The sequence below is a fragment of the Dyadobacter linearis genome, from assembly GCF_907165045.1.
GTDB classification, from domain to species: Bacteria; Bacteroidota; Bacteroidia; order Cytophagales; family Spirosomataceae; genus Dyadobacter; species Dyadobacter linearis.
This window is the reverse complement of record NZ_CAJRAU010000003.1, coordinates 958,988-971,487: the sequence shown is the minus strand read 5'-3', so window position 1 is coordinate 971,487 and position 12,500 is coordinate 958,988. Positions and strand designations below refer to the sequence as shown.

9 protein-coding genes are annotated in these 12,500 nt (G+C 46.5%); 1 reads left to right on the top strand and 8 read right to left on the bottom strand.

Features of this window, described 5'->3' with window-relative positions; all coding sequences use genetic code 11:
• Positions 1-21: 21 nt before the first annotated feature.
• Positions 22-1,404, bottom strand: a complete 1,383-nt coding sequence (locus KOD92_RS14505; RefSeq protein ID WP_215234270.1) for an aminopeptidase P family protein — start codon at positions 1,402-1,404, stop codon at positions 22-24.
• Between the two features lie 104 nt (positions 1,405-1,508).
• Here KOD92_RS14505 and KOD92_RS14500 point away from each other — a divergent pair, with 104 nt between their 5' ends.
• Positions 1,509-2,330 (top strand): DUF3800 domain-containing protein, encoded by an 822-nt coding sequence (locus KOD92_RS14500; RefSeq protein WP_215234269.1) that lies wholly within the window; start codon positions 1,509-1,511, stop codon positions 2,328-2,330.
• Positions 2,331-2,507: 177 nt separating this feature from the next.
• Here the strand turns inward: KOD92_RS14500 and KOD92_RS14495 are convergent, their stop codons facing one another.
• The 7 genes from KOD92_RS14495 to KOD92_RS14465 form a co-directional block, all read right to left on the bottom strand.
• Complete coding sequence (locus tag KOD92_RS14495; RefSeq protein WP_215234268.1) at positions 2,508-4,091, bottom strand: RagB/SusD family nutrient uptake outer membrane protein; 1,584 nt, start codon at positions 4,089-4,091, stop codon at positions 2,508-2,510.
• 22 nt (positions 4,092-4,113) lie between these two features.
• Complete coding sequence (locus KOD92_RS14490) at positions 4,114-7,107, bottom strand: SusC/RagA family TonB-linked outer membrane protein (protein WP_215234267.1); 2,994 nt, start codon at positions 7,105-7,107, stop codon at positions 4,114-4,116.
• A 135-nt stretch (positions 7,108-7,242) separates the two neighbouring features.
• A complete protein-coding gene (locus tag KOD92_RS14485; RefSeq protein ID WP_215234266.1) occupies positions 7,243-9,543 on the bottom strand; it encodes a S9 family peptidase in 2,301 nt (766 codons plus the stop codon).
• Positions 9,544-9,868: 325 nt separating this feature from the next.
• Positions 9,869-10,036 (bottom strand): hypothetical protein, encoded by a 168-nt coding sequence (locus KOD92_RS14480; RefSeq protein WP_215234265.1) that lies wholly within the window; start codon positions 10,034-10,036, stop codon positions 9,869-9,871.
• Between the two features lie 11 nt (positions 10,037-10,047).
• Positions 10,048-10,491 (bottom strand): DUF6934 family protein, encoded by a 444-nt coding sequence (locus KOD92_RS14475; protein WP_215234264.1) that lies wholly within the window; start codon positions 10,489-10,491, stop codon positions 10,048-10,050.
• Positions 10,492-10,633: 142 nt separating this feature from the next.
• Positions 10,634-11,512 carry a helix-turn-helix domain-containing protein gene (locus tag KOD92_RS14470; RefSeq protein ID WP_215234263.1) on the bottom strand — a complete coding sequence of 293 codons (879 nt, stop codon included), beginning with the start codon at positions 11,510-11,512 and terminating at the stop codon, positions 10,634-10,636.
• Between the two features lie 16 nt (positions 11,513-11,528).
• The gene (locus tag KOD92_RS14465; protein WP_215234262.1) at positions 11,529-12,500 is read right to left on the bottom strand and encodes an arabinan endo-1,5-alpha-L-arabinosidase; all 972 of its coding nucleotides are present in this window, start codon (positions 12,498-12,500) and stop codon (positions 11,529-11,531) included.

Genomic DNA, 12,500 nt, shown 5'->3' with positions numbered 1-12,500 from the left:
AGACCTTCATATTGCAAACTTTCACCGCAACGCCTCCACTTCCGCTACTTCCTTCGGTAAATGCTTACCTAAAATCCTGTTGCCCGTTTCAGTAATCAGGACATTATCCTCAATGCGAATTCCCGTAAAGTCGCGTAGTATTTCCAGCTTGTTGTAATCCACAAAATCGGCCAGTTTGTTTTCGGCTTTCCAGCGGTCGATCAGGGTTGGGATCAGGTAGAGGCCGGGTTCTACGGTTACTACGAAGCCGGGTTCCAGCGCGCGGCCGAGGCGGAGGGATTTCCAGCCGAATGTGGTTCCTTTCACCAGATCGTCGGTGTAACCTACATATTGCTCGCCGAGATTTTCCATATCATGTACATCCAGCCCGATCATGTGGCCGAGGCCGCATTGAAAGAACAGCGTATGCACATCATTTTCGACTGCTTCTTCCGGGTCGCCTTTTACAACACCCAATGATTTCAGTCCTTCCAGCAGCTTCGTCGCTGCAAGTTTGTGGACATCTTTAAATAAAATACCAGGCTTGCAAGCGTCAACAGACGCATTTTGAGCATTCAGCACGATCTGGTACATATCCTTTTGCAAAGACGAAAACTGCTTTCCCATTGGAATGGTCCGTGTCAAATCGCCGCAGTAGCGCATTGCAGTTTCGGCTCCCGCGTCACATAAGCCCATTTGGCCTTCGCGCATGACCAGGTCGCGGGTGTGGGTGTGCAGGATTTCTCCGTTTACGGTCAGGATAATCGGGTAAGAAATGTCGCCGCCTGCTCCTATTGCGATACTTTGCAGCTTTCCGGCTACTTCCTTTTCCGTCATGCCCGGGCGCGCATTCCGCATAAAATCCAGGTGCATATCCACCGAAGTATCCACCGCCTTCTCCATTTCAGCGATTTCCTCCGCAGTTTTATAATTTCGCATGGAAACGATGGCCTTGATCAAAGTCACCGAAGCTTTTTGCGAAGCCTCAGCAGGAGATACCTGCAACCATTCCTGCAATTTCAAAGTATGCTCAGCCCGGTAGGGAGGCAGGAAATGTATCTGCTGTTTTTTGCCTAAAATAACTTTTAAAAAACCATCAATAGCAGCGAGCGGCATTACCTGCGAAACTCCCACTTTTGCAGCTTTGTCCACCAGCGGCTCTTTTGGACCCGTCCACACGATATCATCGATCGTCAGCTCGTTTCCAAATATGATTTCCTGATCGTTATCAATGTCAATCACCGCGTGAATGGACGGTATATCCAGTCCAAAATAGTATAGAAAAGAGCTGTCCTGACGAAATGGGTACACATTATCGCGGTAGTTCATGCCCGAGTCTTCATTGCCCAGGAACAGGATCAGGCCGCTGCCGACTTTCTGCTTTAAAGTCTGGCGGCGATGTATGTAGGTTTCTTTGGAGAACATAATATTGTGGCTATTAGCTTTTAGCTGATAGCTTTGTTTCAGATTTGAAAGATGAAATATAATTTACTTAATTGAAGTCTTTTTATTCACACACTATAATTTTAATGGGACTCGAGAATTCACCTCTTTTTCAATATCATCGTTTTCTGGACGAAGCGGGTGATACTACTTTCTATGGCAAAGGTAACACGCCGATTGTAGGGAATGAAGGCGTTTCAAAATGCTTTATTCTTGGAATGTTAAAAGTTAACGAGCCACTGAATGCTATAAGGCAGAAAGTCATTGATTTGCAAGTCGAGATTGCGGATGATCTTTATTTTAATTGCATTCCCAGCATTCAGAAAAGAAGGGATAAGATGGGCTTTTACCTGCATGCAAAAGATGATATTCCAGAGGTTAGAAAAATGGCATTTGATTTCATTAAAAGTATAGATTGTAGCTTTGAAGCCATTGTTGCCAGGAAGATTTACAGCGTCTATCAAAACAAGCATAATGGCAAAGAAGCAGAGTTTTATGCGGATTTGATGTCACATTTACTCAAAAACAAACTAAATAAGTACGAAAATCTTGTCCTCAACATTGCACATCGAACCCAGTGCACAACGCATGCTAATCTGCAAAAAGGGTTAAATAAATCGATAGAACGATCCAAGAGCAGGGCTCCGGAAAAAACGAGCGATTGCCGCGTTGTCTTCAATGTCCAACAACCTACAAAAGAACCGCTACTTAATATTGCGGATTATTTCTGCTGGGCTGTTCAGCGTGTTTTCGAAAAAGGTGAAACACGCTACTACGACTACATTAGTGACCAAATTGGTTTAGTAATAGACTTGTATGATTTTGAAAAATACGGGCTGGAAGACGGCAGAGCAGGGAATTACTATGATCGGAAAAATAAACTCACGAAACTGAATTTTATCCCATAAAAAAAGCCCGTAAGTGCACTAAGAAGGATACCCTTCAACGGCTTGGAGCCGACCTTCATGCATAACAGGCTGATACAAAGATGTAAAATATAAGCAGAGAATACAAAAAAATCTTGCTCTCAAACATCGACTGTTTTCGAGCAAGATTAAAACTACTAACCTAATCAGAATGTATTATCAGTAACCCGGATTTTGTTTCAGGTTGGTATTTTTGTCCAACTCGCTTTGCGGTATCGGGAACAATGCGCGTTGTGCAGCCTGTGGACGGTGGTTAAACCATTTTTTTGTACCAAAAACACCGAACCGGATCATGTCCTGGCGACGGTGCGCCTCCGCAGCAAACTCCCATCCAAGCTCATCAAAAAAGCGGCCGAATTTCACATCTTCGCCACCCTGGCGCTCGATAATGCTTCCGTCAACAGCCTGGTAACCATAGTTATATTTGCTACCCTTTGCCAGATCCGCGCCGGTAACCGTCGCTTTCGCCGGGTTATTTTTGAATGAGCGTTTACGTACTTCTGTCACGATCGCAGCAGCTTCTTCGGCTTTTCCAGTCCGTAAAAGAGCCTCCGCTTTGATCATCAGCACATCAGCATAGCGCAGAAATGGAAAATCGTTGTCCATACTGCCGGTCACATTTGGTTTGATTTTGTATTTCCCAATGCGATAACCGTCCGAGGAAGCCGTTTTTTCCATCGTCGGAACCGCTTTGCCGTAAGTGATCACCACGGCTCCGGTAGTCGCGTTTTTCTGCGGACCCATGATCCAGGTATCTGCCAGGCGGCTGTCGTCAGCGTCATAAGTGTCGATAAATTGCGGCACGGCGCAGTTTCCGCCCCACGGACCGGCATTCATCGGGTAAACCGTGCGGCTCAGCGGGTCGAGCGTTTTCATGTGGATTATGTTTCCTACGCCGTAAATCTCATCGTAAGGAATAGCAAAAATGATCTCTTTGGAATTGAAATTGGTCCAGGTGAAAATGTCCGAATAATTGGCATCCAGCACATATTTGCCGCTTTTGATCACCTCATCTGCCTGCGTGATCGCCTGCGCCCATTGCGGCGTGCCGGTGTATACTTCCGCATTAAGATAAATTTTGGCAAGCAAAGCCTTCGCGCCCCACCTGTTAAGCTGACCATAAGTAGTAGCCGCATTCTCGCTCAGGCTCGGGATTGCATCATTCAATTCTTTGATAATGAAGTCATAAACTTCCTTCCGCGTGCTTTGCTTCGGCAGACTGATATCTTTAAAATCAGTAACAATAGGCACATTTCCGTGGTTATCCATCAGCAGGTAATACGCCAGCGCGCGCACTGCTTTCAATTCGGCAATCGTATTTTCCTTTCCGGTAGTAATCGGTATCTCGCCGCTTTCTATCTGAGAAATAACCCGGTTCGCAGTAGTAATGCTGCTGAACGAACTGAACCAAGTGTTGGCCGGCTGGTCCTGTAACGAGGTCCACGTGTGGTAATGCATTCGTTTATAGGTACCTGCATCATCCCAGCCATTTGGGCGGGAGGGCGTGATGATGGCGTCGGCCGCTTCTTCCTGCAAATCAAAATAGCCTTGCCAGCCGGCCATCAGGCTTCTTAACGAAGAGTAGACCGGGGCTACGATCGCTGGCAGATCCTTCTCGGTAGGCTGGTAGCTGCTCGCAAGTACCTCAGAATAAACCTGTTCTTTAAGATCCGTGCAGGAGTACAGGGTCGCTGCACTCAGTACCGATGTCAGTAATATATATTTGGCGTTCCTGTTTTTCATCTTGTAAAAAGTTTGTTGTGGATCAGAATGTTACACTAAGTCCGGCAGTGAATGTCCGGGTTGTCGGATATTTGTCGCGTTGATCGCTTCCGGGGAAAAAGCCGGTCATCGTCATTCCTTCCGGATCCACGCCGGTGTAACCCGTAATAGTGGCCAGATTAAGTCCCGAAACAAAAACGCGCGCATTTTTCATACCCTTTATCAGGTTCTGAGGCAGCGTATAACCCAATGTCACATTGTCGATTTTCCAGTAATTACCGTTTTCAATGTAGTGTGAAACGTACACGAGGTCGTTGTTCAAAACTTTCCCGTCGATCGGATCGTAAGCGGTATTCAGCATATTATATGCCTTGTTTTTTGGGTTGTTATAAAACATACTTTGAAAATTCAGAACATCATATCCGAATGCGCCGCGCATATTCAGTGCCAGGTCGAAGCTCTTGAACCGCACCGAGTTGTTCCAGCCCACATTGTGCTTTGGAATACCATTCCCATAGTATTGGCGGTCTTCGGGCTTAGCCTCGGCAACCGGAATAACCTCGCCATCTTTATTCTCTACCAGCCAGCCGCCTTTTTCGTCTACACCTACACTTTTCCACACAAAAAACCGTCCGATAGGTTCGCCGACTTTAACTCGGTGCGTACTGATCTGGATCGGCTCGCCCGTGTATCCTGCATCGAAAAAGTCATTGGAAGCCTGGAATTGATCGTTTGAAAGACTAACCAGTTTGTTTCGGTTGGTAGAATATGTAAATCCTGAGTTCCACTGCAAGTTGGCTGTCTGTATCGGAACCAGGTTCAGAAGGACTTCAAGACCTTCATTCTTCATGGTACCTGCATTGATAAACATCGAGCCGGTCAGGTACGGTGGTACAGGCACAGGGAAATCGTAAAGCAGGTCTTTCACTTTTCTGCTATACACATCAATAGAGCCGCTGATACGATTTTTAACGAAACCAAAATCGACCCCTGCATTCACCTCTTCTTTTTTCTCCCAACGCAGGTCCGGGTTGAAGTTCCGGGCTGGAACAAAGCCTGGAACCCATTTTCCACCAATAAATGCACCCTGGTCGCGGCTGAAATTATAGCTGATCTGAGACAGATAAGGCGAGTTCGCGATCGTACCCGTTACACCCACACCGGCACGCAGCTTGATCTCGGAAACGTCCGTCAGACCTTCCATAAACCGTTCCTTACTAATCCGCCAGCCCACAGAAGCCGCCGGGAATGTACCCCATTGATTATTGATCCCAAAACGGGAAGAACCCTCACGGCGCACACTCGCCATAAAAAGGTATTTTTCGTCCAAACTGTAAGTTAACCGGCCAAAGAAGCCAGCCAGCTGCCATTTGTTTTTGGTACTTCCCATTCCAGCCTGGCCTTTTTGCAAAGCACCACCCGCACCGAGGTTGTTCCAGTCGTAAGCGTCAGTTGGGAAATCCCAGTTGCTCGCGCTGAAAGATTCGTAAGTCGCGTCCTGCCAGCTATAACCGCCAAGTAATGTAAAACGGTGTTTGCCGAAAGATTTGGCATAATTTCCAGTCAATTCCAGCAGGTTTTCATTGTTTGCGTACGTACCCCGGTATGCGGTACCATTCTGGTTGCTCAGTCGCGTTGCAGTATGGTTAAATGTCGTCGAGCCACCTTCCAGGTTGCTGTTTTGCACATTGGAAACCAATAATTTAAAGTTCAGGTCCTCAATAGGCGCGTAGTCCAGACTTCCGCTCATCCGCATTTCCTTAAACTTGGCATCGTAGTTTGACTCGTTAATGAGGGAAACCGGATTTTCATAAAAATAACCGTCACGCTCCTGCCACGCGCCTGTTTCCGTTCTCACGCGGTCTGTTGGGTTACGGATCATCGCCTGACGGTAAATGTATCCGTAAGCTATATCGTTGTCGGCAGGACTTACCGCGCCGTTTGTGCTGGTAATGCGGTTGATGATCTGGATGTTTGTTTTCAGTTTATTGTCAAACATCGCATGGTTCAGGTCCGCGCGACCAGTAAACCTGTTTTGCCCCGATCTCAAAAAGATACCTTCCCAGTTCCGGTAATTCACAGATCCTGTAAAGTTGGTGGTACTGTTGCCACCAAAAAATGTCAGGTTATGGTTGTGGCTGACCGGCTTTTGCATGATTTCGCCGAGCCAGTCTGTGTTTCCGCCGTAATCGGTATAATCAATACCCTCACTGATTTTTCTGCGGTAATCGTCGCCGGTAAACAGTTCAGGTCTGCGCGCGATCGTCTGGATATTTACATAATTGGAATATTCCACAGTCGCCCGCGAGGTACCCCGGTTTTTACGTGTCGTGATCAAAATCACCCCGCCGGTAGCGCGGGTTCCATAAATCGCAGCCGCCGATCCGTCTTTCAAAACGTCCACTGACTCAATATCCTCGGGCGCAACCGTATTCAATCCACCCGGAATACCGTCGATCAAAACGAGCGGATCAGAGTTTCCATTGATCGAATTAATACCTCTCAAATTGATCTGCGTGTTGGAAGAAGGTGAGCCGCTGGGCGTGGTAATACGTAATCCGGCCACTTTTCCCTGCACCAGCTGTGCCGCGTCGCGCACGGTTCCTTTGATAAAATCTTCCCTTTTAATACTCGCAACCGAACTGGTAACGTCACCCTTTTTCTGCGTTCCGTAACCGATTACCACCACTTCCGAAAGTTGTTTCTGGTCGGGCGCCATTTCAATGGTCAGCTCGCTTTGGCTGCCAACTACCACTTCCTGACTGATATAACCGATGTAACTTAAAATTAAAGTCGCTTCATCAGGTACGGTCAGTTTGAATTTTCCTTCGGTATCCGTAGCAGTTCCTATTGAATTATTTCCTTTTACGATAATCGTCACACCCGGCAGCGGGTTTTTATCCTCGGTGGATACGATCTTGCCCGAAATCTCACGCTCGGCAGCCAACAGCTGATCGGATAATAGGCATACCATGGCAAGACCTAAAAGCAGTCGGCGCGGTATTTCCTGGATCAAGTTGGATAATAGTCTATTCATGTTCATTTGGTTAGATGGTGATTAGTTTTTCAGGATTATCTTCTTCGGAAAGGCTTCTTGGGCATACTCTTTCAACCAGCCATGGGCTGTTATACGTAAACTATCAGGTATATACGTTCAAGATCTATCCTAACACTACTGCGTTATCGCCACCTTATTCCGCGCCGGCGGATCCACTTCCAGCAGCTTTTTTACGAAAAAGTCCCGCTTCTTGCGTCTTCCATAAGTGCCGCCGTCGCTGTGGCCCATACCGGGAATCGTCAGCAATTCAAAATCTTTATTCGCCTTGATCAATGCATCGGCTACGCGGTAGGTCGATTCGGGCGGCACGTTGGTATCCGCCTCGCCCACGATCAGAAGCAGGTCTCCCTGCAATTTGGCTGCATTGGTTACATTCGATTGTTCGTCGTAATGTTTGCCCACCGGATAGCCCATCCATTGTTCGTTCCACCATTGTTTGTCCACGCGATTATCGTGACAGCCGCAGGCAGAAACGGCCGCGTCGTAAAACCCGGGATGAAATAGGAGTGCGCCCAGTGAGTTCTGCCCGCCAGCCGAGGTGCCGTAAACGCCCACTTTTGTTGAATCAATGTACGGATACCTGGCTGCCAGCGCCTTCATCCAAGCAATGCGATCGGGGAAACCGGCGTCGGCGAGGTTTTTCCAGCATACATCGTGAAATGCTTTCGAACGGTTGGCAGTGCCCATTCCGTCCATTTGAACCACGATAAATCCCAGCTCGGCCATACTCTGCATCTCGCCATAATGCCTGAATGCTTTTGGGACAAACGAATCCTGCGGTCCCGCGTAGATATTCTCTATAATCGGGTACTTTTTGTTTGGATCAAACTGGCTTGGGCGGTATACAATACCCCATATATCCGTTTTCCCGTCGCGCCCTTTTGCCGTAAAAATCTCAGGTAGTTTGAACCCCAGCGATAAATATTTTGAAATATCAGCCTCTTCCAGTTGCATGACCAGCGACGCGTCAGAAGTCTTGCGCAGCTCCATTACCGGCGGGCTGGTCATCGTGGAATAGGTATCAATATAGTAACTGCGGTCGGGTGAAAATGCGAGTAAATGGTTCGCTTTCGCGTGATCAGTCAGTTTTACCAAACCTGTTCCATCAAACTTAATCCGGTAATAATGAATATGATACGGATCTTCATCGCGGTTTATTCCATTCGCCCTGAACCAAATCTCGCGCTTTTGTGTGTCGATACTATCAATATCCCGCACCACCCAGTCGCCTTTCGTAATCTGATTTTTGATCTTACCTGACTTTTCGTCAACGAGGTACAAATGCCGCCAGCCGTCTTTTTCCGAGGACCAGATAATTTCGTGTTGCTTGGGCAGGTAATGCGTGTAAATGAGGTTTTGGTAAATAAATGTATCCGTCTTTTCGTCAATGATATTTTTGGTATCGCCGTTCGCCGCATTCACTTCGATCACCCTGAACCGCTGGTGGCCACGGTCTACTTTCTCGTATGTAAAATGCTGCGGATCACCTTCGCGCCAGCGAATCACCGGCGCATTGAAGAAGTCTATTTTTTCAGACTTAACTTTTATCAGCTCCTTGGTTTTTACATTGACCACAAACATTTCGTAGCTCGTAAATTCATCGCCCGGCTGTGCATAACCCCTTGTTTTTACTTCGCCGCGTGTTGTGTTCGGAAGCGAGGAAAGAATGTAGCTCACTTCTCTTTCTTCCTGTTTATCAATGCGATAGCAGACAATATACTGTCCATCCGGCGACCAGCTCAACTCGCCGAACGGGCGAAGCGGGTTGCCTTCGTGAGTCAGTTGTCTTGCATCTTTTCCGGCAGGGGAGCCCAGGTAAATGTTACCGTTCCTGACAAATGCTTTCTGCTTTTTGTCCGGAGAAACACTATCCGCCCGAAACGGCCGCCACCGACTCGATTGTCTTGTCCAGCCCCTTTCTTTTGGATCTTCAATGGCGGGTTTTTCAATCTTTCTGGCGGTATTATCTTTGGTATTGTAAGCATACCATTTGCTGTCGGCTTGCAGGTAAATCGTACTTTTCGAATGGTCAAACCTTAAATTCTGCAACATTAATTTAGTGGCTGAGAACGTAGAATCTGCCGCTTTCGAAAGCGCTTTGGCTACTTTTTCATTGTCAAATGCTTTTGCTTTTTTACCCTTTACCGGATCGATGTATATGTATTCTGTCAGGCTGTCTCTAAGGATATTTTTGTACCAGAATGATTTTCCGTCTGCCTGCCACCCGGCCTGGATGCTGGCTTTTAGCACAGTGCCTTTCGTGACAGAATCCATCAATTCCATGCGCTTGTAAGCACTCGTGATTTCGTCTTTGGAAGGTTGGTAGGCAGGTAGTTGGGCAAGCGCAATATGTGACAGCAACGACAGTGCCGCCCAGATACTGATCCTTCTTATATCTATTGTAAAGATCCTCATTAACAGCATTTTATAAAGTTCAGGAAAGTGCAGACAATAGGAGATCTGTCTGCCAAAGTGGGGCAGGATCAGGGTTGTAAAATCTCAAAACGCGAAATACTCTTATTGTCTATTTGTAAAATTAGACTTAACCCCGAAGATAAACTTGGTAGAAATTAGCGGCTTTTTTACCGATATTAACTTAAATCAGCCCGAGCTTTGGCATTCGGAGCAATTTGGAGGATTTTATTTGGCACTTTCCCAGAAGAGGAAAATTAAAGGGAAGTAAAATAAGAAGAGCAAGCTGCATATGTGCGGCTTGCTCTTTAAGTAAGATCAGATAAGGTCACTTACTCTTCATGAAATCCGGAAGACCAACCCGCCGAATAAACTCATTATCCCTGTCAAACTTTTCTCTGAACAGGTCAAGGTGCGCATACTTGCCATCCAATGAAGGATTTAATGTCCAACCCTTTGGAAGTGCCTTATCTTTGCTCTGTGCTTTTGTTTTCATGATAATCAAATTTACGATTTTCTTTTAACTAGAAAAAGATCATAGTCAGTGCCCCTGACGAATTTTTGCCAGCCGTCGTCAAGGTAGCCTAAGAGGTTAAAGTCTTTCTCGATAGCTTCAAGATTGTTGCTAATGCCGATACGATAGAGGCGCGTTCTTGCCCTCGTACTTCCGGACGCAAGTACAAAAGCATCAGGATAGTTGTCTGTAAATGTGTAGAGTGTTGAAGTAACTGTGCGAAGAACTTTCTCGCTGTCGCCATTATTTGTAACATGCAAATCACTCTCATTGCCTGTATCCGGATCAACATCTCCAAAGCCCAGATTGTAATAGCCGCATCTTGAATATTCCTGATAACGAACAATTTTTCGGATTGCCCCATTTGGTCCAATACTTCTGAATTCGTAAGTTAAAAAATTGTCGAAGATCGTGACGGGATATACATTATCGAGCATTATTGATGTGGAATTGTGCAAAAGAAAAACGCCAGCGTTTGCTGACGTCAGAAAGTGTTTTGCAAAGTTAATATTCGTTTTGGGAGAGAAGTGATGATGGTTTTGTTGCTGGATAAACGTGGCTACCGGCAGATAAATGATTTTACCCTAACCGCTCCAAAAACTCACGCTGATATTCCCTCGGCGATAAACCAATCGTCTTCTTAAAAACCCGATTGAAATTCGTCACATTGTCAAAACCGGTCTGATAGCTCACATCAGAGAACCCGTCAAACTTGCCCGAAACGATTACTTTGCAGGCTTCGTTGATACGGACTTCGTTGAGGAAGCTGACGAAAGTTTTGTCGGTGTGTTTTTTGAAATAACGGCAAAAAGCTTGCGGAGTAAGGTTGGCGATTTCTGAAATTTCGGCCAGGGAAATGTGGCTTTTGTAGTGTCCTACGAGATATTGAAAGATCTTGTCCATTCTGATTCCTTCTACTTCCGAAATACGGTGCTCGCTGTTGCTGGTGGCGAGCGGTTTTAATTCTTTGGTCGTCGAAAAATGGTGTAAAAGGGAAATGAATGCAGCTACGCGCTGACTTTCCTTGTGCTGCATTACTTCCCTGATCGTGGTTTTGATCATTTCATTGTCGCCTTCCGGAAGCTGAAATCCATTATGCAGGCCGCTTACAAACTTGCGGATTCCAGTCATTTCGGGCAGACTTAGTATGTTTTGCGAAAGGTGGATCGGGTCGAAAAAAATAGAAACGGAATGCACCTGTTTCGGCTCGGCTGCATTGAAATACGACTCGTCGCTCTTGAAAATGTGGGACTGATTGGCGCCAATAATATACACTTCCCCCGACTCAAATCGCTGCATGTAATTCCCCGCAATCAAAATCCCTGATCCTTCCACAACCCATTCGATCTGCACTTCGCGGTGCCGGTGGAGATGGTTGTAGTAATGCGGTAAAATGTTATCCTGCACCACAATGGTACTTTCTTTTGGAACCGGTATGGTGAACTGGACGACTTTCATGGAAATTCAAATATGTTTAAAGCAACGGCCAGCCATCTTCCCAGCGCAACTTTTCGACGCGCAGCTTCGAGCGGCCTTTATCTTTGGCATCGTAACCGTGAAATATCAGGTAGTCTGTGCCGTCGAAAGTGTAAACTGCATTATGGCCTACGCCGTGCCAATCTTTGTCGCCCTCCAGCAGCAATGTTCCTCCCCCGTCTCTCATGGGTGTTCCTGCCTTGTCTGTGTAAGGTCCGGTTAGCTTTTCTGAGCGGCCGACTCGCATTTTGTACGTGCTTTTTTCACCACGGCAGCAATAATCATAAGAGGCAAACAGGTAATAAAAATTTCCTTTCCTGAAAATAAAAGGGGCTTCAATGGCTCCATTACCAGATTCCGATTGGGAAGCGGTTTTTGGAACACTCGCCAGGGTATACCATTCCTGTGGATCAGTTGCGATCGCTTTGGCATCCGGATTAAGTTTAACAAGCTTAATGCCGTTCCAGAATGACCCGAACGATAACCACGGCTGGTTACTTTCGTCAACTATTAAATTTGGATCTATTGCATTCCATTCATCTCTTCCGCTCACGGATTCTACAACTTGCTGGTGATCGGTCCAGTGGTAATCCGGGCTTTTCGGATCCAGGGTTTTATTAGTGGCCAGCCCAATGCAGGAGCGGTTTTTGCCAAAAGTAGAAATGGAATAATAGAGATAATACAGGCCATTGTGAAACGAAATGTCCGGCGCCCAAATATGTCCTTTAAATCCCGGAACCGCTTTTACGGCCCATTCCGGCGGAGATGCGAAGACGGGCTTTTCTTTCTTCCAATTCTCCATATCCTTTGAAGACCAGGTCGTTATCCCACGTCCTGTAGTGAAGACATAGTAAATTCCATCCTGCTGGATCATCACAGGATCGTGCGCGGGAATGTTCTTAAACAAAGAATCCTGGGCGCACGATATTTTAGCGCCCAGGATCAATATCAGAAAAGCGATGTGCTTCAT

What these genes read in the sequence shown, in the direction of transcription:
- KOD92_RS14505 (WP_215234270.1), bottom strand. Translation starts at nt 1,404, where the DNA reads ATGTTCTCCAAAGAAACCTACATACATCGCCGCCAGACTTTAAAGCAG.
- KOD92_RS14500 (WP_215234269.1), top strand. Translation starts at nt 1,509, where the DNA reads ATGGGACTCGAGAATTCACCTCTTTTTCAATATCATCGTTTTCTGGAC.
- KOD92_RS14495 (WP_215234268.1), bottom strand. Translation starts at nt 4,091, where the DNA reads ATGAAAAACAGGAACGCCAAATATATATTACTGACATCGGTACTGAGT.
- KOD92_RS14490 (WP_215234267.1), bottom strand. Translation starts at nt 7,107, where the DNA reads ATGAATAGACTATTATCCAACTTGATCCAGGAAATACCGCGCCGACTG.
- KOD92_RS14485 (WP_215234266.1), bottom strand. Translation starts at nt 9,543, where the DNA reads ATGAGGATCTTTACAATAGATATAAGAAGGATCAGTATCTGGGCGGCA.
- KOD92_RS14480 (WP_215234265.1), bottom strand. Translation starts at nt 10,036, where the DNA reads ATGAAAACAAAAGCACAGAGCAAAGATAAGGCACTTCCAAAGGGTTGG.
- KOD92_RS14475 (WP_215234264.1), bottom strand. Translation starts at nt 10,491, where the DNA reads ATGCTCGATAATGTATATCCCGTCACGATCTTCGACAATTTTTTAACT.
- KOD92_RS14470 (WP_215234263.1), bottom strand. Translation starts at nt 11,512, where the DNA reads ATGAAAGTCGTCCAGTTCACCATACCGGTTCCAAAAGAAAGTACCATT.
- KOD92_RS14465 (WP_215234262.1), bottom strand. Translation starts at nt 12,500, where the DNA reads ATGAAGCACATCGCTTTTCTGATATTGATCCTGGGCGCTAAAATATCG.